The organism is Falsihalocynthiibacter sp. BN13B15 (genome assembly GCF_041205415.1).
In the GTDB taxonomy this organism is placed as follows: Bacteria; Pseudomonadota; Alphaproteobacteria; order Rhodobacterales; family Rhodobacteraceae; genus Falsihalocynthiibacter; species Falsihalocynthiibacter arcticus.
Genome location: NZ_JBGFCE010000004.1, coordinates 372,518 through 395,446, shown reverse-complemented (window position 1 = coordinate 395,446; position 22,929 = coordinate 372,518). Strand labels below are relative to the sequence as shown.

Here is a 22,929-nt window from a genome sequence, read left to right as displayed (position 1 = left end):
GCATCGAAGAAGACCCGGGGCTTGTTGGGGTATTTGCTTTCCAGCACACATCCACGTTCGCGCAACGAGCTGTGCGATTTGCTTTGGGCAGAGGCTGAGGACCCACGCGGAGCATTGCGATGGTCTCTCAGCAAATTGCGCACGAGCCTTGGGCCAGACAAAATTCTGGCAAACAGAAACACAGTGGAATTAAACAAGGCCGCGATCGACGTGGACGCTGCAATCATCAACGCTGCATCCGGAAACGTTGAAAGCAATACAACCGAGGCTCTGCTTGCCATCGAGAAATTGTTTCGGGGTGAATTTCTGAATGGGCTGGAGCTATCCTCTTGCTACGGCTTCTATGAATGGTGTCAGTCGGAAAGGTCGAGATATGGCAGGCTCCATGCACAAGTTTTGGAAACGCTCATTTCCCGCCATGGCGACCAGCCCGGCGCGGCACTGGAATTTGCGCACAAGCTAGTCGGTATGGATCCTTTCCAAGAGAGTTCTCACATCAGGGTCATCGAGTTACTTTTGGCGCTTGGCCGGCCAGAGGATGCGGCCGTTCAGGCAGCACATTGCCGCAAGATTTTTGAACTTGAGCTTGGTGTTGAACCTTCTCAGGCACTCGATTTGGCCTGTCGAACGGTCCCGATTCCAGCGACCAGCCTCCAAATGCCCCTCGAACGGCGCCCGGCGAACAGCGGCTCTTCCAGTTCCAGCGTACGATCTCGAGCACCCTTCGTCGGACGTGACGCTGAGTATCAACTTGTCCGGAGTGCCTTCGACGGTTCAGGCCCTGCCGTCGCTTTAATCGTTGGCCCTCCCGGTATCGGAAAATCCACCCTTCTAGATAAAATAGGCAACGACTACGGACCACGTCGCCTATCGGCGCGCGCGGTCGAAGTTGAACGCTCGCGCCCTTTTGGTATTTGGCTGGATGCACTGGAAGGCATGGTCGAAACAGAGGTCGTTTCAGATATTAGGCACAAGTTGCGGGAAGGGCTTATTGTCAGGTCAACTGGCTCAGAAACCCTAACGGTAGAGCAATTATTCGAGGATTTTCGGCTCCTCCTTTTGAAGCTGTCTCAGGTTCACCCTGTCCTGATTGCGCTGGATGACGCGCAATGGATGGAACGATCTTCCTGCGCATTGTTGAGCTACCTTATTCGCCACCTCGATTCTAGGCAGGTCCATTTCTGTATTGCTGCGCGCGCTGGTGAGATCGACGACAACGAGGGCGTTCAGTCCCTGCTTTCGGGGCTTGGAAATGATGTCCAAAGGATTGCTCTGACCGGATTGTCAGAAACTGATGCCAGCTCGTTGGTAAAAGAGCTTCGTCCTACTGCAAATGTCCAGGAGGTAGTCAGGAAAGCGCAGGGAAACCCGCTATATCTTATGGAATTGTCCCGCACAGGTGGCCAAGGCTCGATGTCCACCACACTACTGGATGTCCTGGCTAACAGACTTGAACGACTTTCTCAGCCTGCCATCGCCTTTGCGTCTTGGGCCTCCATTTTCGGACGGACCACGCCAATGAACACGGCAATCAAAGCATCCGGATTAGATCTTTCGTTCGTCTTGAGCGCGATTGAGGAACTTGAAAACTACGAGATCATCAGGCCGAACAATGCAGGTAATATAGAATTCACCCATGATCTCGTCCGAGATAGCGCCTACGAACGCATGTCCAACATAAGGCGTCGGCTCATGCATGGCAGGGTCGCGGAAATGCTGGCGCTTGAAATGACTCAAAACCCCAGTATCGCAGTGAGTGTCCTGCACCACTGCGTAATGGCCGATAATCATAGCGTTGCCGCAGAGGCTTCCGCCATAGCCGGTCAACACGCATTGAAAGCCTATGCGAATTCTGATGCCGCAGAATTGGCACGAAGAGGCTTGTTCCATGTTGAAAAATTGAATGTGGACAGCGAGCAGATTAGACTAACTATGGCATTACTTGGGATACAAGTGTTGGCAGTGTCAGGTATTTCCAGCAGCCGAACGCCTGAATTTATCGCGGCCCTTCAAGCTCAGATCACAAAAGCCAACCAGCACATGATGGCGGACGAAGTCGCGCAAGGTGAATACCTTTTATCTGTACTCTTTCAGGAGCTCGGAGACTTGCAAGAAGCAAGCTTCGCCACGGCGCGTGCAGCAGATGCGTCAAGGCAAATGGATGCGCAGAAAAAAGTCCGGCAGCTTGCCAATTCTGCTCGCTGTCTGCTGGAGTTGGGCAGAGATATCCCCAAGGCAACTATTCTTAGCCGAGATGCCGATCAGTTGGCTGAGGAAGAAGGCGTTGCCGATAGCGAAGTCTTCTGGAGCAGAGGGCTGTTGGCCTATTGGAACGGGGACTCGGATCGTGCTGCAGACGAAATCGCGAAGGCGCTGGAGCTTGCTGAAGAAAACGAAGATCGTTGGCGGCAATGTAAATGCCTGACTTGGGCAACGATGATTGCACTCGAACAAAACCACTCCGAAACTGCGATCAGCCACGCCACATGCCTAGGAGAGCTTGCCGCAAAGATCGGTGAAGGAGCGATGGCCCCTTTGGCCCGGACTTTCATTGCCATGGCTCAGCGTGATGACGACGAACTTGATGATGCGTTGGAAGCTCTAGAAATCGCCGATGACAAAGCTCACCTAGCTTATGTTCTGAACCTGGCCGCCGATCATCACCGGACGACAGGCGACACTGGCCGCGCACTGACCTTCGCACGGAAAGCATTTGGGACTGCAAGTGAGATTGGAAACGAAAACGAAAAGGTTTTTGCACGATCACTTGCTATGATGTTGGGTGACGACATGGGAGCCCCCATCTCAGAGACGGAACTAGATAAATGGTCGAAATCATATACACTCAACGCTCGGGTCCGACAGTTCGCTCGGTCTGCACAGCAAGAAAGAAAGACATTCTAGGAAAGGACCTTACATGCCCAAATTTATCGTTGAACGCAGTTTTAATCCGCCGCTTACTAAAGAGGACCTCGCCGCCACGGAAGAGCGAATGGCCCCATGCCTTGATCTATATGATGTGACGTGGCTCAGAAGTTATTGGAGCACGGATCGCAAAAGAATGGTCTGTGAGTATGAAGCCCCAGATTCGGAATCTGTTCGTAACGTCCAGCGCGAAGCTGGTGCTAAATTTGAGCGCGTGTGGACTGCCGACCTTCTGGAGTGAATGCTGGCCAGCTACTAATGTACGAATGAATCTGCCGGACGGATCCAAGCTAAAAAATCGCATGGATTGAAAATCCTCGTGTCGGTGGTTCGATTCCGCCCCTGGGCACCATTTTAGCCAAGTAAGTCAATAACTTAGCCATCACACACTTTTTAGTTCCTGCGTTGCACACTCATCGCACAGTTTTTCGTGTGTTGGTGTGGGATTTGTTGATGGATTTACTGTGTTGAACACAGTGTTTTAAATCGCTCTTGCAACACAGCAAATGCAACACAGTGTTTGCCCCAGAGTAAACCCAACACAGTGTTTGCCCCACACTAACTCAACACAGTAAATGAACATACTCTTGGAACACACCAACTCGACACATTCTTCCAACACAGTGTTTCACGTTGCGTGCGCAAACAGGGCTTGCTTGATTTGAGTGCGATCGAAATGCGCATTCCGAATGGCCTTGATAATGAGCACAACCGAGTCCTAGTGTTGCAGGACTAGTATTTTGAGGAAAGATCAATGCTCGCCAACCTGCTCGATTTCTATAATCGATACCCCGACATTTTGCTTAATTTGAAGAGTATTGATCGGGCTTCACTAGCCCCTGATCTTCTTGAGTCTCTTGATTTTCACGGGCAGCGACAACGTGAAATTTTCGATATTGCGCAGGTATTCCAGATTGACGAGCACGCGGAGATGATGCTGCGCAACCTCTCTGCCCAAATGCAAAGGGACGGATTAGATAGCATGTTCAGCAACGTTCGCTTGCCGTTCCCGGCCATGTTGTTGACGTTACCGGAACCAAATGTTGGCGAATGGCCTGCCGCGCTGATTACCCAGGATGACGATGCGCTCTACACCCAGATTTATCTTGCGAACAAGCATGGCCTATTCCCAAACCTACTCATCTTCAAATCACAAGGAGCTTCGGTAGATATTTTGCATTCACCGACGTTCGATTTGTCACAGGCTATCGGAGAAAATGTCACCGAAGATGCAGCCCTCAAGCAGGAAAAGTCTCTTTGTTTTGGCTTCTTGGCAATGGCCGTTGGCATGTCGATTTTGTTCGAACACAAGGCCATGCTGGAAAAAGAGGAAGTGTCTGCCTACCCGCGAGCCGAAAGACGAAGAGCTCAAAAATCCGGACGAGCACTGCCTAATAAATCCATAATTAAGGTCAAACTGGGCGAATTAGGCAGGCATCAGGTTGAAGCAACTAGCGTTAAGAGCAAGGCAATCGAAGAAATCGCATCCAAGCGCAGAGCTCATTGGGTACAGGGCCATTTTATGCGCAATCGGGCCGGTGGCATTAGCTGGAGGAATCCGCATATTCGAGGTGCTGGCTCCCTTCTTGAGCAAGAGCGACATATCTCTTCTTATGAGGAATGATGGGAACAAATCATCCGAAAATAATATGATGTTCGATGCCTGCGACCAACACTGGTAATTGGCCACCAATTCGTCTTGCAGCACTGTGGCTATTAATTCAGAACATTCTTGTATCGTGCAGCATTTACTCGTGCCGATGACTGCTCTGCGGGACAAAAGTAATCATTGTAGGAAGCTACGTTCTAATTGACGAAAGAAGTTCTGAGTGGCCTCGTTAAACAACTAAGTCGGCGATTTACTGGGGGAGCCAACGCCCACAAGTCAAGTGTTTCTCGTTTCTAGAGTGATAGTGACACTTCCCATGATCACGACAGCCATTTTGTTGATCACTTAAGAAATCGGGGTTCGCAATAAGATCGCGACAAATGCCAATGTCGACATTTTCTGGAAGGTAGATCCCTTTTCGCATAACCTTGCCAGAGACAATAAACTTTCGTGTGGGATAGCGCGAAGCAATGGCACGACTTTCCTTGTGTCGTGACGAAACTATCTCGGGGCGCGACGGGTAGATTAGTCTTTTATCTATGTTGTAGTATCCAGACGATAGATCGACGAAATCATATGGAAGTTCAACGATTCCTCTAATATTTTCGTCATTTCCGGCCTTATCGAATTCATCATCGCCGGTTCGAATTGAGCACCGGATGGATGTTTCAATGTCTTGTGAACCAAGAAACTGTGCCAAGTCCGCCAACTTGTCTCTTGTACGGTAGGCATTGCTGTTAATTCGACTATCAACCAACAGACTTAGCAAATAACCATGTGCTGCGTGTATCTGTACGTGTCGAAATCCGTGGTCAACAGCGAGGGAAGCACCTTCATGAAATGCGTTAAGAATACTGTCAACAACCTCAAGCTCTAAAGAGAGCACCAATTGTCGCGCATGTTCAATAAACTCACTTGGTTTCCGAGCCACAAACTTTCTTTGGCCGAGGTAGCCTGACCAAGCAGATGCAAGTTGGATACCTGGTTTTGAACCCTTGCTATCTATCGCGTTAGCAACGCGTTTCCAACTTGGGTCACTGTCAAGCATCGGAGTACTGTCGTTGCTGCCAAAACCACCAGGCACAACGACATTGCCAACGATGGCGCAATGTAATTTTGGCGAACTTCTTTGCTGATAGAAATCGATAAACCGCGAGTCTGGCAAGCCGTTTGTTGTAAAGCCTGTATTAACACCGAGAAAGAATACGAGACTATCCCTCAAGGTATCCGTATCTCTTATCATTTTTTTCCATCTTTTCCAGAATATCATTTTCCAAGACGCCACCCAGAATTGTTGACAACCTAATGATGTAAATTACCGCATCCGCAAGTTCTTCGCGAAGTTCACTCGATGCCTCAGACAAGCTCGGTCCTTCGTACCCCTCTGTTGTGAGCGTTAAGCTTACCTTCTTTAAAAGGTTAGCAAATTCGCCAACTTCTCCAATCAGTCCGACGGTTTCCCTGTTCAATTGTTCTTCTCGTTCATGGTCGGACGCGAACTCAACTTTAAACCCACGTTTCTTGTCACTTTCGATCTGCATTCTTATAAGTTCAGAAATTTCCACTATTTTATCCTCCTGAAGTAGTTGATCAAAAGAGCCCCAACAGCGGCAATCCCGGTTGCCACAAGACTTCCTACTACAGCATACAGGTGATCTAGAAGTGAGCTCCCATTCTTGATTAGAACGAGAGTAACAGCGTTGCTTCCGATAGCGATGACCAGAGCAAAAACAGTCCAAAGCAATGTGCTTTCTAGACGTCGAATAATTATCCTAGTAGCGTTTGGCAGCAGAGCAAGCGCTTCTTCCGACTCCGAAAAAACACGAACGTCGTTTTTCACGTCTTTGTGAGTTCTTTGGAGATGCGTTTTGATTGGCCACATACCTGTTTGGAAGCCATGTTGTCCGATGTAGGGCTTCGTCGTGGTGCTGTTAAGGAGATTGAATTCTACTTTTGCAATCGGCTCTCCTTGGGGAAGTTCTACGTATTTGTCACTCAGGTTTTGAGTAACAATACCCAGGTTGCCGTTGAAACCTGGATCCGCGTAAGTAGCGACCGGGCTTAGGCCTATGCTAAACAGAGATCCTTTGCTGACAACGCGAGCAACCAGGTTCTGAGGAATAATGAGCTCCTCAGCTGTAATCAGCACAACTCTGTGACCCGGTTTAATGAGTATCTTTTCGCCTGCTGATAGCTCAAATCGCTTACCACCTTCGGATAGGTCGTAGTACACATGCCCCATCCTCAACTGATAGCTGGCTCCCTCAACCATTGCGCCGTCTGTTCCTGAGAGCAATTGGTCCGATGCAATCGCTGACTCAATTTCGATATTACTATAAGTGGACATTTGGCCTCTTTGAACTTTGGCAGTCTTGCGATCCTGCCTCCTGAATTTCAGCCTGCACCGCTATCAAGTGGGCAGCGCACGGACATCTCCTTGATATAACAGGAAAACATTTGCAATTCCACCAATGGTTGCAGTATGTGCATTTTCACTTAGAGTATATAGTAGGTTATTCACTGTCGCTCTCGAATGCCTGATGTCAAAATTCAAGCGCAAGTTGGTCCACCCGCAGCGACTGCAAGCTCCCCGCTTTCGGTGCCGACCGCCTACCACCCTCAGCATCACCCTTACCCTTACCCTAAAACTAGCACCGCCCTGCGCTTTCCGAATGACATCTCCAACACACAAACTTAGTGTGTGATGAACGCAGTCGAGGAGCGCGGATGGCCAAGCTGAACGACGATACGCATGTGCTGCTGGATGGCGCTGCCAAAGTGTACAAGCGCGGCAACAGCAAGCGGTGGCAAGCCACGTTTCAGATTGACGGGCACTGGGTGCGTATCAGCACCGGCAAGCGCGATCTGGAAGAGGCCAAGACCGTCGCGCGTGAGCAGTATCTCGACTATAAATTCCGCTCCAAGCACGATCTCCCCGTTGTCACCAAGAGGTTTGAAGACGTGGCACAGCTGGCCGTAGCTGATATGCAGCGGCAGCTGGATGCAGGGGCAGGGCGCAAGGTCTTCAAAGACTACATCAAGGCCATCGACAACTACTTCATCCCATTCTTCGGCAAGACCTTCATCACCAGCATCGACCACGACAAAATCTTGGCTTTTAACGCATGGCGGGTCGAGCAGATCGGTCGTGAGCCAAAAGCGTCCACGCTGAACACGCATAACTCAGCCATGAACAAGGTCTACGCGGAGGCAGTTGCTCGCGGTTTCATCTCACAAGGCAAAGTGCCCATTCTCGCCAACAAGGGCGAAGGGGCAAAGCGGCGTCCCGACTTCAGCTTGGAAGACTACCGCACGATGATCCGTAAGCTGCCCAGCTGGATCACCAAGGGCAAGCAGGGTAAGTCGCAGAACATGCGGGCTTTGCTGCGCGACTATGTGTTGATTATGGCGAACACCGGCATGCGGCACGGCACAGAGGCGCAGAACCTGCGTTGGAAGCATGTGACCGTGTTTACAGAGAACAGCTTGGACTACGTCGAGTTCTACTTGCACGGCAAGACCGCGCCGCACGAAGCAATCGGTCGATCTGGCACCATCGATTACCTCAAACGCATCCATTCAGGCACGGACGCAATCAAGAACATGCCGTTCGATGTAATGCTTAAGAAGAAGTTAGACCTGCCCGTGTTTTGCTTGCCGGATGGATCGGTGACAGAACACCTACGCCAGACCTTCAAGGCGTTCCTCACAGAAGCTGGTCTGCTCAAGTGTCCAAAGACCGGGCAGGACCGCACGCTGTACAGCTTGCGACATACATACGCGACGTTCGCTCTGGTCAATGACGGTATGGATATCCACGCACTGGCCAAGCAGATGGGCACGTCCATCGGTATGATCGAGCGGCACTACAGTCACCTAACGCCGCGCATGAAGAAGGATATGTTCACCGGCAAGCGGTACGAGCTGTCAGCAGAAGAATATGCGGAAAAACCGGGTGGTGGTGATCGCGCCTAAACCTCCTTTCGTAGAAGGCGGTCAAAATGCGGCGCTAGAGTAATCGCTTCAGTTGCCTCGGCCCCTCCTTCGAACGGCTAGCCAAAGCTTGCTATCGCATTCAACGCTTGCGACAATCAGGTCAGCTCAGAAAAAGGCATATGTCTATGAAAGATAGCTTTAGTTATATCTCTTTTGGAAACTGGGATCACGTCCAGGGGGATATAGACAGCATTTCAATGATCCGCGGGCGAATGTTTGAGTATACGCCTACTGATCTAGAAAAAAGGCTTGAGAATCTGGGGGCCGAGGCAACCGCTTTCCTTGAAAAGTTGCCGACCTTTCTTTGCAGCGAAATTGAAAGCTCTCGAACAGACAATTGGCGGATGTTGGTAAAGTTTGGCAGAATAAATGGAACTACTGTCACGCAGAGTAAAGTTGCTAGTAGATTTGAAACACTTGTTGATTTTGGTGAGGTCGAATTTGAAGACCACGACGCTGCCAAGGAAGTCTTTGGCGCTGATGAATTTCAACTGTATCGCACACATTGGGCTGTCCGGGCAGGAAGCGCGATTGAAATACTAAGAAAACTTCAGGAATTGAAGCCTGAAGTTTCAGGTGCCATAGACAGCATACCCGGAGAATTTCAACTGGCTCTTGAAGTTGAACCGCCAGCTCGCAAGAAGAACATTATTGGTGAAGCGGATAGCGTCGAAACATTTCTCGAAGCTCTCTATAAACATCCTTCAGATGGGCCAACTGAGAGTTTCTTCCGTGGGCACGGAGATGAAAAATACGAGCTTATTCCATCTCTACTTCGAAGGTGGAAGGATGGATCGTGGAAGCACCTGCCCGATGAAGATCGCCTTTGTAAGGAACTATTGATTGCACATTATGATGAGTTTCAAGGAGATCAATACTCCTTTGATCGTCTCGTGCGTATGCAGCATTATGGCCTACCAACGCGACTGCTTGATATTTCCGGAAACCCACTGGTTGCCTTGTTTTTTGCGTGTAATGCTAAGGAAGAAACGCCTTCCGTCGACGGTGAAGTTATCGTATTTCGGGTGCCCTTGGAAAAAATCAAATACTATGATTCTGATACTGTTAGTTGCCTGTCAAACCTCTCTAATCTGACGTTTGAGCAAAAGGGTGATGTTGACCTCAGCCTTGAAACTCCTGAATTCAATGCAACTAAAGTTGGTAAGAAGCTTTTACATCACATTATGTCAGAGAAAGGTTTCTTTGAGGGACGCATCATCCCCCAAGACCTCGGCTCTTTAGTCTGTGTGAAGGCTAAACAAACGAATAGTCGGATTAGATCGCAGTCAGGTGCATTCTTGTTATTCGGCCATGACGCTACGCTGCCAGATTCAGGAGGCAACGGAATAGAGATTTCGAGAATAACAGTACGGAATAAAGAGCACATTCTTTCTCAGCTAGACAGCATCAATATCAATGCGACAACGGTCTATCCAAGTATTGACCAAACAGCAGTACATTTGCGTGACCGCTATCTCAGAAAAGTCGATTCGACTGACGTAGAACAGTGATCACGTATCTTTTGTTGTGCCAGTTAGAGCAGCTCCACAGCATTTGCTAACTGCTCAGCGTTAACGTCAATGTAGCGCTGCGTTGTTGAGATATGACTGTGCCCAGCTAGCTCGGCCAACAAGCGCACTCCAACGCCCTTGTTTGCAAGCCGCGTGATGTAGGTCCTGCGCCCACTGTGGCTGCTGGCGTCCTTGAGCCCACAGGCTTTGTATATCTCCAGAAACAGCTGGCACATGGTGTTTGCTGAGAAGTGCCCGCCCTTTTGGCTTTCAAACAGCGGACGAGTTGGGTCGTTCAAGCGGATAGTGTTGCCATACTCGCCGAGCGACCGCCGCAGTCGCTGGCTCAAGTATACAGTGCGCGTTTTGCCGCCTTTGCTCTGTGCTGCCGACAAGATGAACTGTTCACGCACTGCGCCCTCTTCGTCAAACACGTCGCCACGTAGCAGTGCAGCGATCTCTTTGGCCCTCAGCCCTGCGTAGAAGCTGACCATGATGATGGTCTGGTCTCTTGTTGGATGACGACGGCTGCGGGAGTAGTGTAAAACACGACGCAGTTGGGCCTCGTTCAATGTCTGTGCTTGGCGCATTCAAAATTCCCCTAAAACCTAACGTTTTCATATGCTTGATTATAAACGATGAGGTTTCGGTTGGACGACCGAATTCAGGACCATGCCCTTCTCTATTCTTTTCAATGACTTAAGCGAAAATCTCATCTAATGCTACTTCTATGAGATTTTGTGCTGTGTGGCGCAGCGCATTGATATCCACGCTGCTCATGTCGCATCAGTGCAGCTGATTGCTTATGGCCACCCGTAAGCTGGAAAGGCATCTGGAAATTTAATGGCCAGTTGATCCACGCTTTGCGCAACGGAACAAAGAAGCAGGACTTTATCTATGGACTTGATATCCCAATCAGGAAAACTCTCTAATACAAAAGCCGCCGCTTGCCGGATGAGCGCCACCTTCCGTTTAGACTGCCCATCTTTTAAAAAGCAACTGTACAAGAACGTGCACCACTGCCCAAGCAAATCAAAATCTTTCAGCAGTTGTTCTTCTGAAAAGCAGAGCTGTTGTGATAGTACATTATCCATCTCGAAACTCACGTTCATTGGCGCAAGAGGCAATGTATCGTGGTCATCGTAGTCAATCTGAACCTTGAGCGTGCCACGCACAAATTCGGTACACGTTTTCCACAGATCATTGTGACGATATTCGTTGAGGACAGCCTGCAACTGAAGCAATCCAGCTAACTCAACATCGATGCTAAGCAAAACTTTGCGTTCGTCCAAATGAATTGCAGTGGCTGTCTCATCTTGCGATGTGACCCGCATCGCAGGGTAATCGCCTTTAGAATTATCGTGGAAGGAAATTTGATAGACTTTGAGAGGTTCGCCTAACTCGTTTTCAACCATTTGATCCTCGTTGAAGCCGAGGAATACATCCTGCGCAAGGATCAGCAGTTTAGTCGCATGGGTAAGGGCAGTATTCAGGGATGACATTAGGAAATTACTTCATTTCATGCAGTTAGGTGTGATCTTATAGGCACCAAACCATAATGTAACATGGCCATTGTTTGCGCAATGGCACCTACATGCCACCCCCATCCATCGCCCTCTCTTCGAGCCGTAGCTTCTGGGCTGGGGCCTTCTTCTTTTACAAGGGCCAGTGCCTGTCTCGTTGTCTATGTTTCTGTTTACCTAATGTGTTTGAGCTGATTAGTTTTGTTTCTGCTGTGGGTGATGATGTTTGTTTAATATCAATTCATAACAAGGACTTGCTGCGGTTTTCCGCAACAATTAAATGATCCTAAGTTTCTCCGGTTTCGACTTACTAATAGGTGGCTTTGCCACTCTCGTTTTAGTCGCGGAGTGCAAGGCGACGTAGTGTTTCTGCCTTGTGCTTTACGAGGGCTATTCTTGCAGCCCTATCTTCATTTGATGACATTGCCCTTGCTGTACGCAGCTCTTGCGCTGTGCGGCGTTCATCGTTCAGTTCGAAGGGAACATGCTGCTCAAAACTGAGTTCAGCATCAAAACTGCCGCCCCCAAGTTTCCAGACTTCTTTTGTGAGGTAATTCGCAACGCGATCACGATGGAGCGCTGGCGTTATCCAATTGCTGTTTATGCCGCAGGTAATGCGATCCTGTTTGGTCCACAGCGTGTTGCTGAGACAACAAAATAGATCAGGATCAATTGGTGCCTTGGCGACAAAGTGCACATGGTAGTTGTCATTGTGGCTGCCTTCATGCGCAAGGCACCAGCGTCCAACGCGAACACCCTTTCCCGCAGCGTTGCCATAGATCACGCGATCCAACTTATTCCAGTATCGCTTTAGGACTTTGTGACAATGTTGACCGCCGGCAAGACGAATAGGCTGGAATTTGAGCGTGCCAAACACGTCCCACTCTCTGCTCAACATCCAATCATATAATTGTTTTTGTTCACTTTTTGACGAAACCACACGAACTCTCCTATGTTCGTGTATTTATCAATGTGTGCAGAAACTGGGCTCAAACGCGGTTCAATATTCGTCAGCAAGCAGCACAGTCAGCACACGCGCTGTGACAGTTGGATCGCTTGGGTCAGGTGAATGCATTGATAGGTCCACGTCGTAGTAGTCGATCTTCCAGAAAATCACGTGCTCACTAATCTCGATCTTGCCGAAGTCATGTTCCTCGTAGGGATCATTGTCTGGGGTAAAACTGTCGAACTGCTGCACGGCCAATAGGATTGCCCGCAGCATCTCATCGCCAAGTGCTTGAATGCCGGGAGTGATGCACACACGACAGTCTGTGAAGGTCTGTCGCGCGTGATCGTTGAGCTCTGCAATTCGAGCTGCGTCGGGGAGAACCATTGCGCCTTGCCCTACTGCGACTTTGTTTTGCGCTGGCTTGCGGCCTCAAGCACCGGATCAAGCTCACCAGCCTCAGCTGCTTTGCCAAGTGCCACGAAGATCGCGTCCAGGTCTGCAAGTTTAACTGCTTGGATTGCATTGCTTTTGCCATCCAGCAGCATCACCCGTGCGCCGTAACGTGGTTGCAGGAACCAGCTGTCGCCCTGCTGGAAGAACCAAACGCGCAGTGGGCGTTCTACTTTGGTGACAGTGCCATCTTTGGCTTTGCGTTCGATCGTTTGGGTGAGCCGTTCGCCTTTGACGGCTTTAGCCAAATAACCGCGTTGCTCTTCTACAGCGCCCATGAACTTCGCACGCCGCGCCGCAATCGGATCGCGCTCAGCGACCCGCTGCACGTTGCGCAAATTTAGTTTTTCTAGAAGGGACATCTCTTACTCCTGTGTTGCTTTACACATTGAGCGTATGGTCTGAACGCCAAGGCGGACGACCGGAAACAGGTCGGGCAAACCTGATTTCTGCACGACCGTTAGTAGTGCGTGACTAGTTCTCGTCGGGACTTGAGCCAGCTTCGAACACTGAAGAAATATTAAACGGTTCAGTGTTGAATGCGGCGTCCAATATCAAAGACGACCGTTCATATGAGGAGAGATTTCTCCACTGTGATAGAGCGTCTCCAATCTTTAGTTCATGGGCAAATTCTTTGCCGATTGCTGCACTTACGCAGTCGTTGCAGTGCTCAACGAGTTTGCGGGTTACAGGATTTGACAAAATACCGTCCGGGCCATCGACATAGATGTTGTTTATGATGGTAGAAAGCTCCCGAAATGGCTGGATAAGACCGTCGGGGATTTCGATGGTATAGCCGGGATATTGCACGGTTGTAGTGTTCATTGTGTAGTTCCTTGTTTTGTATGGGGAATGATTGAAGGGTGAAGCCCGTAATCCGGGCTCCACAATTTCGTGTAAGCGCAGTGCTTATTGCTGAGACTTGCCGTCGCTGCTTGGTGTTGCAGCTTTTGGCGTCGCACCGTTAGACAACCTGATGCCTTTAGACTCGAAAATGGGCCTCGTATTTGTGATCACGCTGAGACACTTGCTGGTAGCCTCTGCATTACTTTGTGCTGCTGCACGCGCTCGCAACAAACCGAGATGGACATTTTCCACCTCATCGATGAAGTCGCGTGCGTGACCGGAGAAGTTCGCCATAAAGCGCTGTACTTGCGTCAGAGTGACGGCATGGCCTTCAGCTTGCAAAATCTGCATTGCACGCAAGTGCCAGTCATTCGGCGCAGGCACTGAGACATTCACAACCAAGAAGCGACTGCGAAACTCACGTTCCAGCTTGTTCACAAAGTTCGTTGTGCAAATCAGTGTACCGAAGCTCTTTCCGTCAATGAACTTGCGGATTTCGCGACGACCATTGGCATCGGCAAAGTCAACTTCATCAATAACGCTGTATGCAGAATCATACATCATCTGAATGTTCCAATCACCTTCAATTGTCTTGATTGTGCGATGATCAAAACCTTGGCCGTGGAAAATGGATGTATAGCTGTTGCCAAGGTTAGCTGAGAGGCGCTCCTTCAAAATCATGCTGGCTGCGATGCTTTTGCCGGAGCTTGTGGGACCTTCAAGCAACAAGTGCTTATCGCGAAGCCCTGCACCATAGTCAGCGATAATTTGAGCTACGCGCGGGTCTTGAAAAACCAAATCATTGATCGTGTTCGGTTCGTGTTTCTTTGCAAATTCCATTCTTTTTCTCTTTCAAAATAGGGGGAAGTGCGGACAGCGCTGCATGCACTGTCCGACTGTGTGTGAAGCGTGATGATGATTACGCTGAGGTTTCAGCTGCTTCTGCTGCTGGTGCAGGCAAGGTCACTGCGACTACAGTTGCTGAGCTGTTGTTTGGATAAACTTCGCCAGCGATCGCATCGTAATCAGCTTGCTTTTGCTGCTGAAGCTCTTGCGCCTTTTGACGACTACGCTCTTCTTGCTCATCCGCATCAATTTTGCGCCCAGCAAGGCCGAGAACTGCAGACACAAGAGAAGTACTATTCGTCCCAAAGACAATGCTACCGGTACCGTCCGCCTCCTTGCGCACAAGCGCGATGCTGAAGTGTTGATCATCTGCAGGCTCCAGGTCTTCAGTTACTGGGATACCCGTCGCAATTGCAGTGAAGTCTGAGCTGTTCAGCGTGAGATCTGCATGCTCTTTCTGCAGTTTGATCTCGTCCGTTTTTTTCTCAGCATTTGAGTCGTGACGACGAATTTCGTCGATACCACCCTTTTCTGTGATGAAATCTGCAATCCCATCGCCTTTGACACCCTCGCCATGTGCAACGACAAGAACACGCGCATAACTATAGATGCGATTTTTGTACTTGTTCGCATCTGAGGGATCACCAAACACTGCGCGCAGCAGTTTAACTTCGATGCTTGTTCCCGCAGTGAACTTGAAGCCGCGCTTCTCAAGCAGGCCATTTAAGCCGCGTGCAAGCTCGGTGAAGCGCTTGAGCTTATACATCACATCGAGACAGTGCCCAAGCAACGCATAGAGCTCTGTGTTACTTGCAGCGTATGCGCCAGCCTCCCAGACTTCGCGCTGTGTGATAAGCGAGCCAAATGCTGTATTGAGCTGAGCGACCGTATTGATTTGCTTGGTTTCAGTTTTTGTTTCGTTAGTAGTCATTTTAGTTTCCTTTGTTTATGCGGCTTCCCGCGTTGAGAAATGTCGAATGAACGACAAAGTTTGACCGGTGACGCGACATGCGACACCGAATGAATGCCGCGTAGTGCGGCGGTTGCTTTGAATGTTGCTGGCGCTTGACAGCACGTGACCGTGCGACGTAAAGTAATAACAACGATGAATGTCTGCGACTGCTGACTGATTGGATGTTGGACAGCAGAGCGAGACAAATAATTCCTAGCTCATATTTCAATATTCGTTGACGAAACCTTTGCGCCTGCAAGGCTGGCATCAAGTGATCTATTGAAAAATAAAGAAAAAAATCTGACTCAGCCCTATTTTGTCTATGCGCCGCCGGACTTTGGGGATGTGCCGTATCACTATCGTGCACCTAAGCCGCCTTATGCCGGCGCTGAGAGCTGGAAGTGCTCGGTCTACTATTACTGGTGGCTCTATCTTAAGCGGAATGACGATTATCGCCTCACCTGCGAAGAAGGTGGGAATGGCGCTTGCGCTGAACTGTATCGCAAATTCGGCGACATCCATGAAGGCGACTTTAAAACTTGGTGGAACAAACACTGGGAGCTTTTTGCCGAACCCGTCGCAGTTGTTGCGCACACCGACCAGCGCCAGGGATTTGACAGCGCAATTACCCTCAGAATTGATCTGAAGGCCAAGCGCAACCGTGTGTTGGACGACATACGCTTCATACTCGCTGACATACAGGCTGATTTAGATCAGGAGCGTGTAACGAGTGATGCTCACTACCCGGTCGAGACAAATCCTATGCTTTCTTCCATTCACCAGCATCTTGTCGTCTGGGATATGAAAAAGATCAATGAATGGGTCGACGACGCCGTTCTGGCTGACATCGCTGATATACGCGTCAACCATGTTGTGGACGGCTCAACGGCAGAGCAAGCTCGGGTCCGTTTGAATGACCGTGAAGCGGCCCGGATCACATCCGAAGTGAAACGTCGCAAGGTACAAGCTGCCCAACGCCACCTGCGGGTTGCAGAACAATACATCCAAAATGCCGGACTTGGACGGTTCCCATATCGTTCGGGCCGCTAGTAACTCTCGTTCGTGTGGGAACACAGTAACTGTCCCAGAGTAACTGTCCCAGAGTAAACCCAACACAGTAACTGCCCCAGAGTAAATAAAGTTCACCCAGAACCAGACTAAATGAACTTAGGTCAAAACCATACAAATGTGCCGCCCTTGATAAATACACTGACTGGCTCAATGCCAGGTCAGCCATTCAAGGAGACCCCATGTCGATACGAGTATTAGAAAATGTGTGTGCCGAGCTGAAAGAGTGCAACGCCATTACCTCAAACCGTGAATTTTGTGTGAGCTGGCTGGCAAAGGACGAAAGCTATCTGCGCGTATTGCGCCACCACCAAACACAGCCTAGCGCTGATGCATTGGCCAATTGTGCGTCCAAGCTTGCTTACTACTCGCATCATCTCGGCAAGAGTGAAAAACCGGAACACCAAGAATGGGTAAAGCGCTTTAAAGAGCTGCGCGACCAGTGCCTGCATGCGATGGATCAGCAAGCCAAGATCAAGTGGATGACACCAGAGCGTATGGGGCTATGAGAGGGGCCCCTGTGTCCAAAAAATCTGCGCTGCAAAATCTGGGTGGGAAGTACTTACAGTTTCACCCCGGTGATTTTGACACCCCATACCATGGGAGCACTAACTATGTTGGTTTGTGAGGTGGTGTTGGTCAGTCCTAAGCCTCGCCCACAACTCCGTGTTAAACCCAAGCGTAAACGACCACGTCATCCTGACGCACAGCCCAAATCGAAAAAACCAGTGCCTTTTAATACACCAAAGACTGATGAGCTGAGTTGACATATCTGGCTCGATGCTTTCGGCTGTGACTAATTGAATTCAAAAAACTTTTGGAGCGTTAAGAATGGCAGGGGTGACGAGAGAAGAATTCTACGAGAGGCTGTCCGATGCACCGTTTGCAGCCAAGGGCTTTTTTGAAACGATCGAAGAGCGTTTTAAAGGGCGAAACACTGCCTTTGTACACTTCACCGGCACGAAGGGTGGCGACATGCGCATAGCCATACCAAAAGAGCTTACGAACACAGGTAAGCTGCGCAACTTCGCAACACTCTACTGGCAAGTAAAAGATAAGGCTATCTTTTCGCGCATCCTTCTGACGCCCGAGGAACTGGCCAATCTAGGATTTCCTGGCGCAAACGTGCCTGCTAGCCCCAAAGAGCCCTTGGATGCGGATTTGCATCTCACCGAGGACTTCTGGCGCTATAAGGCCGAAGACTTTGGCCACTACCTCGAAGCAGCGCATATCAAAATGTTGGCACAAAACTAACGGACTGGCGTCATGCAGCGTCTATGCTGCGGCTGCAGTACTCGACTACGCCCTGTCTGCACCCAGTGTAGCGATTAGCGTGTGTTGGCAATGTACGCGCAATTTTGAGCCGTTATGCTGCGAAAAGTGCCGTGACAAAGTACTGCAAAATTCCGTTGACCGTCAGACCAAGAGGCATAGTTAAAAACGAGCAGGTTAGGCATCAACTTGAATGGTATATATATCCGGGAATGTTTTTGCCACCTTATTCACTTCTGAAATATAGCGTGATCGACTTCCTTAATTTGGTTACACTTTTGTAAAGTCACTATAGTTTTGAAATTAAAAGGTCCTCTCAAGATGCCACCAATTTTTTCCAAATTTCATTCAAAATATTATGCTTCAGTGTTGCAACTTGCAGGATCTCAGGAAAACTCTTTGACGCGAACGTTGACTTCGGCGCGAGTGGAAATGAACCCACACCAAGTAAATGCAGCACTCTTCGCACTCAAGTCACCTTTCTCCAAAGGCGCATTGCTGGCCGACGAGGTAGGGCTGGGGAAAACAATAGAGGCAGGCCTCGTAATTTCCCAGCGCATCGCTGAAGGAAAAAAGCGCATTCTTTTAATTGTTCCGGCATCGTTGCGGAAGCAATGGCAACAGGAACTTCAAGAAAAATTCTCGGTCCCAACACATATCTTAGATGCTGCAGTCGTTCGACAAGCCCGCAAACGCGGGGACTATGACATCTTTAAAAATACAAAAATGCCCTTGATAATGTCATACGAGTACGCAGCCCGTATTGCGGATGAGCTACGTCTCGCTCAGAAGTGGGACCTTATCGTCTTCGACGAAGCCCACCGACTTCGAAATGTTTACAAGAACGAGCAAAAAAAGGGTACTTCCAAACGTGCGCAGGCCCTTGCAGACGCATTTCGCGATATTCCAAAGATACTGCTGACCGCAACGCCATTGCAGAATTCTCTGTTAGAGCTGTACGGATTGATTTCAGTTATCGACGACTCTCATTTTGGTGGTTTGGACTCGTTTAGAACTCAGTACGTTCGTGGAAGGCCAGACCCTGAAAGCCTTGCCGCTCTGCAGAAGAGAATTGAGCCCGTCTGCCAGAGAACTCTTCGAAGGCAAGTTCAAGAGGCAGGGCACATCAACTTCCGGAAGCGAACAGCACTGACGTTCGACTTCGATCCGTTCGACAACGAAACCGTACTTTATGAACATGTTTCAGACTTTCTGCAAAGAAAGGACACTGTTTCATATGGCGATCGAGCCAATGCGTTGGTGTTGCTGCAAGTTCGAAAAATACTTGGATCTTCGACATTTGCCGTGGCCCGATATCTCGAAAATTTGATAGGTCGATTAAAGGACAAGCAAAAAGCATCGGTTCAAATGACGGATGACTTAGATGGCTTTGACGTCATTTTGGAGGAAGAGGATTCAGAAGATGACGTGGAAGAAATGGAAGTCATCGATCCCCAACTGCTTGCAAATGAAATCGTTGAAATTGAAGAAATGCTCTTCCTTGCCAACTCGATACAAATAAACGGGAAGGGTGAAGCTCTAGTCGGAAAATTGCCACTTATATTGGAGCAAATTGTAAAAAAAGGTGGAAAAAATAAAGCAGTAATTTTCACTGAGAGCGTTCGGACACAAAAGTATCTTGACCAGCTTTTGAGCAATCATGGCTACTCAGGAAAACTAGTCCTTCTAAATGGCAGCAATGCAGACCCTGAGAGTCGGCGGATATACAACTCCTGGAAAGATCGCCACGCTGGAACTGACAAGGTCTCGGGTTCAAGGTCTGCAGACATGAAGGCAGCCCTAGTTGAGGCCTTCAAGTCAGATGAGAAAACGATCTTAATTTCGACTGAAAGTGGCGCTGAAGGCATTAACCTTCAATTTTGCTCAGTGTTAATAAACTATGATCTTCCATGGAACCCGCAAAGAATCGAGCAGCGGATTGGCCGCATTCATCGTTATGGCCAACTCATAGATGTCACCGTCGTGAATTTGCTGAATAGAAAAAACCATACTGAGGCTCGCATTCACCAACTTTTGAGTGAGAAGTTCAAACTGTTTGACGGCGTTTTTGGTTCGAGTGACGAAGTGCTAGGCAGCATTTCATCAGGCCTCGACTTTGAGAAGGAAGTATTGGGAATCGTTCAACGCTGTAGAACAAGAGAACAAGCAGACGCTGAATTTGACGAACTGCAGACCCGGATCAAAGACGACATTGATGCTGACATCGCAGAGACCCGCGCTTGTGTGTTGGAGGCGCTGGATGGGGACGTAGTTGCAAAGCTTCATTCACGCCAGAAATCACTTGTCGAAAAGGTACCAGAGTACCAGCAAAAATTGCTAAATTTGGCCCGTGGGGAGCTCAAAGACATCGATTTTACGATTGGTGACGAATACGCTTTTTCTTACGATGGTCTAGTTTACACAACAAAATGGCCGACAGCAGACGACAACGATTGGCAATTTTTCCGAGTGAACGACGGGCTTGGCAAGCGTCTTATTTCAGAAGCGTCTGCTCGTGATTTGTCGACAGAGATATTAGAATTGACCTTCGTTCCGGACGAGGCTCCATTTCATGGGCGTGTTGCACGCATTGATGCGCTCAAAGGTGACGTTGGCTGGTTGCGGGTCTACAAAGCCACCATGCCGACCGGAGACGCTCTGCGCGAAGAAATATTATGCGCCGTTATAACCGATGATGGCAGACAGCGCGGATCAGACATTGTCGAAAAGCTGATGCAAGTTCCCACACGAGCACCCCAACCAACCTCTCTCGCTGTTCCAGAAAATGATCTTAATGAGGCGGGGGAAGCAGCGTTTGATGATTTTTCAAGTAGGGTTCAAGAAGAGAATATGGCTTGGCTCGACGAAGAGGAATTACGGCTTGATAGATATGCTGCTGATATTGAAATCGAGATAGATGCGCAAATTGATACTTTGGAAGTCGAAGTAAAGGATTTTCAAAGACAACGAAGGGATCCAAAGCTGTCCATGGAAGATAAGCTGTCCATGGGGCGAAAGATTAAGAAGCTTGAGGGCGAAGTGGACGATCTAAAGCTCTCGAAATTCGAACGCAGGAAAGCAATCAGAAAGCAGGTTTCAGATAAGCTGGATGAGTTTGCAGAAATGCTGAACCAACAACCGTCGCTGGAGATGTTGTTCACTCTCCGCTGGAAAGTTTCTTAGGGTGCATTGATTGTCGCTTGGCTCAGAAATCCTCTGGGGGGACGCCCCTGCGTACGTCGAATTCGACCTTGATCAATTCGAAGGTCCGCGCTGGCTTGCTTGGAAGTTTGTCAATGCTTCTGGGTGGCTGCAAGTCATCGAAGTCACAATGGCGACCCCGAGTGGTTGGCAGTCTCGGACCTATGCCATTGGTTGCAATGACGAAGGGGTCACGCTGCCTAGTTGGGAATCGGACTTTTTACTTGGCCTTCCTACCAAGCACCCAATGCCGACCCAGCACTATCCGCCTGATGAGTTAAGTGCGATTGCTGAGATGTCGCGGTATGACTTCATAGGAGAATGCGACGGGTTATCTCTTGAAGCTCTAGAAGGGTTGGAAGATGAAACTAGATCAAAGCTGCAGCACCTCGAACTTCGGTTCAATCAGGTTCTCAAGTTGGCTGCTGATCATTTGGCTGCCTTACGGTCTGAGCTGAGGTCGTTCTCGTTAGCGGCTGACCGTCGTATCTGGATCAATGGAGAGATCGAGCGCCTTGAGAATGAGGAAATGAGGGCCGGAAGAGTTTTTGTCGAGGAGCGCCAGCGGATCAGGCAAGTGGCGGAGGCCCGCGAAACGGCGTTGATCGAAAGCCTGACATATGAGGCCGATGTCGAAGTTCTCTATACCGTCCAGTTCGAGGCGCGGATGCGGGGGCGAGAGAAGCAGATCGCTTGGCCTTTGATTGAGGAAGAGACTTTTAGTCCGAACTGGTCGCAAGAGCGCGCGCAGCAGGCATTGAAAGACCATCTTGAAGACGCCAAAACACGCCGAACGGAGGAAGCCTATCAACGTGCACAAGATGCGGCTGATGAAGCTGAGAGGCTTGCCAATGCAAAAAGGAAGAAGGCTGAAGCTGCAGAGCAGCCTTCAGCGCTCGTCAAACGCAGGCCCAACCCTACGCCTAAAAAGGTGATTACATTCAAGCAAAAGCCACAGCCGAAAGTCGCGCCCAAGCCTGCTGAAAAACCCGTCATCCAAAAGCCACTGACGGATGCTGAGGAACGTGCACAAGATGTGGCAGATAACGCCGAGTGGATTGCCAATGCAAAGCGGAAGAAGCTTGAGGCTGCAGCAAAACAGAAGAAGGCCTATGCTGCAGCAAAGCAGAAGAAGGCTGAGGTGGAAGAGCAGCCACCAGCGTATGCAAAACGCAAGCCGAACCTAACGCCTAAAGAGGTGATTACATTCAAGCAAAAGCCACGGCCGCCAGTCGCGCCCGAGCCCGCTGAAAAACCCGGCATCCAAAAGCCACTGACGGATGCTGAGGAACATATGGCTTTGCGGGCTGAGGTCGCCAGCCTCTCGGATATCTTGCGGCACAGCGGCCGCAGCACTTTTGAGACGAAGCAGGGCCTTTGGCGTGTCACGAAGCGCAAGCAGCCGCAAGGGGATGAACTTCAGGCAATCTACCACGCAATCGGACAGATAGACGGTGCAGTTGAGAGGTTTCCAAGGATTCTGGGGTTCCTTGCCCCTGCACCTGCGCCGGTAGCGGTCGTTAAAGAAATCGAGCAACCCGCCGAAAGCAGCACATCAGCATGGGCGCGGCGGGCGGAGCAGCTTGAGCGGATTGCCAAGACACGGCGCATATTATCTCCGAAGTCTAAAATTGCGCTTGGAAAGCTGAAATCGGGGCAGACGGCCCTGACCGAGACTGATAGAAACGCGATGAAGCATTTGATTGTACAATTGAAAAAGACGGGCTTTGACGTGGATGGCTTTCTGGCTGTCAAGTGAACAGATCAAAGACCGACCGCTA

At 49.6% G+C, this 22,929-nt stretch carries 21 protein-coding genes; 10 read left to right on the top strand and 11 right to left on the bottom strand.

The features are described from left to right. Window positions 1-183: 183 nt before the first annotated feature. The 3 genes from AB9F26_RS09565 to AB9F26_RS09555 all read left to right on the top strand — a co-directional run bounded on the left by AB9F26_RS09565 (window position 184) and on the right by AB9F26_RS09555 (window position 4,549). Window positions 184-2,904 (top strand): AAA family ATPase, encoded by a 2,721-nt coding sequence (locus tag AB9F26_RS09565; protein ID WP_369767903.1) that lies wholly within the window; start codon window positions 184-186, stop codon window positions 2,902-2,904. Between the two features lie 13 nt (window positions 2,905-2,917). Then, entirely contained in the window at window positions 2,918-3,166 is a 249-nt protein-coding gene (locus AB9F26_RS09560) for a DUF4242 domain-containing protein (protein ID WP_369767902.1), read from the top strand. A gap of 513 nt (window positions 3,167-3,679) precedes the next feature. Further along, the gene (locus tag AB9F26_RS09555) at window positions 3,680-4,549 is read left to right on the top strand and encodes a hypothetical protein (RefSeq protein ID WP_369767901.1); all 870 of its coding nucleotides are present in this window, start codon (window positions 3,680-3,682) and stop codon (window positions 4,547-4,549) included. A 235-nt stretch (window positions 4,550-4,784) separates the two neighbouring features. Here AB9F26_RS09555 and AB9F26_RS09550 read toward each other — a convergent pair whose 3' ends face one another. The 3 genes from AB9F26_RS09550 to AB9F26_RS09540 are packed head-to-tail and all read right to left on the bottom strand — an operon-like array spanning window position 4,785 to window position 6,881. Continuing rightward, window positions 4,785-5,777, bottom strand: coding sequence for a hypothetical protein (locus AB9F26_RS09550; protein ID WP_369767900.1), 993 nt, complete (start codon window positions 5,775-5,777; stop codon window positions 4,785-4,787). Next, window positions 5,746-6,099 (bottom strand): hypothetical protein, encoded by a 354-nt coding sequence (locus AB9F26_RS09545; RefSeq protein ID WP_369767899.1) that lies wholly within the window; start codon window positions 6,097-6,099, stop codon window positions 5,746-5,748. Before AB9F26_RS09545 ends, AB9F26_RS09550 begins: the two co-directional genes overlap by 32 nt. Further along, complete coding sequence (locus AB9F26_RS09540; RefSeq protein ID WP_369767898.1) at window positions 6,099-6,881, bottom strand: hypothetical protein; 783 nt, start codon at window positions 6,879-6,881, stop codon at window positions 6,099-6,101. The genes AB9F26_RS09545 and AB9F26_RS09540 overlap by 1 nt, the downstream gene beginning before the upstream one ends. A 380-nt stretch (window positions 6,882-7,261) precedes the next feature. Between AB9F26_RS09540 and AB9F26_RS09535 the strand changes: the two genes are divergently transcribed. Both AB9F26_RS09535 and AB9F26_RS09530 read left to right on the top strand, forming a co-directional pair. Beyond that, window positions 7,262-8,509 (top strand): tyrosine-type recombinase/integrase, encoded by a 1,248-nt coding sequence (locus tag AB9F26_RS09535; RefSeq protein WP_369767897.1) that lies wholly within the window; start codon window positions 7,262-7,264, stop codon window positions 8,507-8,509. Between the two features lie 140 nt (window positions 8,510-8,649). Next, entirely contained in the window at window positions 8,650-10,041 is a 1,392-nt protein-coding gene (locus AB9F26_RS09530) for an FRG domain-containing protein (RefSeq protein WP_369767896.1), read from the top strand. 23 nt (window positions 10,042-10,064) lie between these two features. Here the strand turns inward: AB9F26_RS09530 and AB9F26_RS09525 are convergent, their stop codons facing one another. The 8 genes from AB9F26_RS09525 to AB9F26_RS09490 all read right to left on the bottom strand — a co-directional run bounded on the left by AB9F26_RS09525 (window position 10,065) and on the right by AB9F26_RS09490 (window position 15,586). Further along, a complete protein-coding gene (locus AB9F26_RS09525; RefSeq protein WP_369767895.1) occupies window positions 10,065-10,631 on the bottom strand; it encodes a tyrosine-type recombinase/integrase in 567 nt (188 codons plus the stop codon). A 213-nt stretch (window positions 10,632-10,844) separates the two neighbouring features. Then, window positions 10,845-11,543, bottom strand: coding sequence for a hypothetical protein (locus AB9F26_RS09520; RefSeq protein WP_369767894.1), 699 nt, complete (start codon window positions 11,541-11,543; stop codon window positions 10,845-10,847). 358 nt (window positions 11,544-11,901) lie between these two features. Beyond that, window positions 11,902-12,504 (bottom strand): hypothetical protein, encoded by a 603-nt coding sequence (locus AB9F26_RS09515; protein ID WP_369767893.1) that lies wholly within the window; start codon window positions 12,502-12,504, stop codon window positions 11,902-11,904. Between the two features lie 60 nt (window positions 12,505-12,564). Further along, the gene (locus tag AB9F26_RS09510; protein WP_369767892.1) at window positions 12,565-12,897 is read right to left on the bottom strand and encodes a DUF3768 domain-containing protein; all 333 of its coding nucleotides are present in this window, start codon (window positions 12,895-12,897) and stop codon (window positions 12,565-12,567) included. An 11-nt stretch (window positions 12,898-12,908) separates the two neighbouring features. Next, window positions 12,909-13,325 (bottom strand): hypothetical protein, encoded by a 417-nt coding sequence (locus tag AB9F26_RS09505; RefSeq protein WP_369767891.1) that lies wholly within the window; start codon window positions 13,323-13,325, stop codon window positions 12,909-12,911. A 112-nt stretch (window positions 13,326-13,437) separates the two neighbouring features. Continuing rightward, window positions 13,438-13,788, bottom strand: coding sequence for a hypothetical protein (locus AB9F26_RS09500; RefSeq protein ID WP_369767890.1), 351 nt, complete (start codon window positions 13,786-13,788; stop codon window positions 13,438-13,440). An 84-nt stretch (window positions 13,789-13,872) separates the two neighbouring features. Then, window positions 13,873-14,649 (bottom strand): hypothetical protein, encoded by a 777-nt coding sequence (locus AB9F26_RS09495; RefSeq protein ID WP_369767889.1) that lies wholly within the window; start codon window positions 14,647-14,649, stop codon window positions 13,873-13,875. A gap of 79 nt (window positions 14,650-14,728) precedes the next feature. Then, window positions 14,729-15,586 (bottom strand): hypothetical protein, encoded by an 858-nt coding sequence (locus AB9F26_RS09490; RefSeq protein WP_369767888.1) that lies wholly within the window; start codon window positions 15,584-15,586, stop codon window positions 14,729-14,731. Window positions 15,587-15,886: 300 nt separating this feature from the next. Between AB9F26_RS09490 and AB9F26_RS09485 the strand changes: the two genes are divergently transcribed. From AB9F26_RS09485 to AB9F26_RS09465, 5 genes are all read left to right on the top strand, one after another. Beyond that, window positions 15,887-16,657 carry a hypothetical protein gene (locus AB9F26_RS09485; RefSeq protein WP_369767887.1) on the top strand — a complete coding sequence of 257 codons (771 nt, stop codon included), beginning with the start codon at window positions 15,887-15,889 and terminating at the stop codon, window positions 16,655-16,657. Between the two features lie 200 nt (window positions 16,658-16,857). Beyond that, a complete protein-coding gene (locus tag AB9F26_RS09480; protein WP_369767886.1) occupies window positions 16,858-17,184 on the top strand; it encodes a DUF6626 family protein in 327 nt (108 codons plus the stop codon). A 322-nt stretch (window positions 17,185-17,506) separates the two neighbouring features. Then, window positions 17,507-17,929, top strand: coding sequence for a hypothetical protein (locus AB9F26_RS09475; RefSeq protein WP_369767885.1), 423 nt, complete (start codon window positions 17,507-17,509; stop codon window positions 17,927-17,929). 315 nt (window positions 17,930-18,244) lie between these two features. Next, window positions 18,245-21,130 carry an SNF2-related protein gene (locus AB9F26_RS09470; RefSeq protein WP_369767884.1) on the top strand — a complete coding sequence of 962 codons (2,886 nt, stop codon included), beginning with the start codon at window positions 18,245-18,247 and terminating at the stop codon, window positions 21,128-21,130. Window positions 21,131-21,140: 10 nt separating this feature from the next. Next, window positions 21,141-22,907, top strand: coding sequence for a hypothetical protein (locus AB9F26_RS09465; RefSeq protein ID WP_369767883.1), 1,767 nt, complete (start codon window positions 21,141-21,143; stop codon window positions 22,905-22,907). Window positions 22,908-22,929 lie beyond the last annotated feature (22 nt).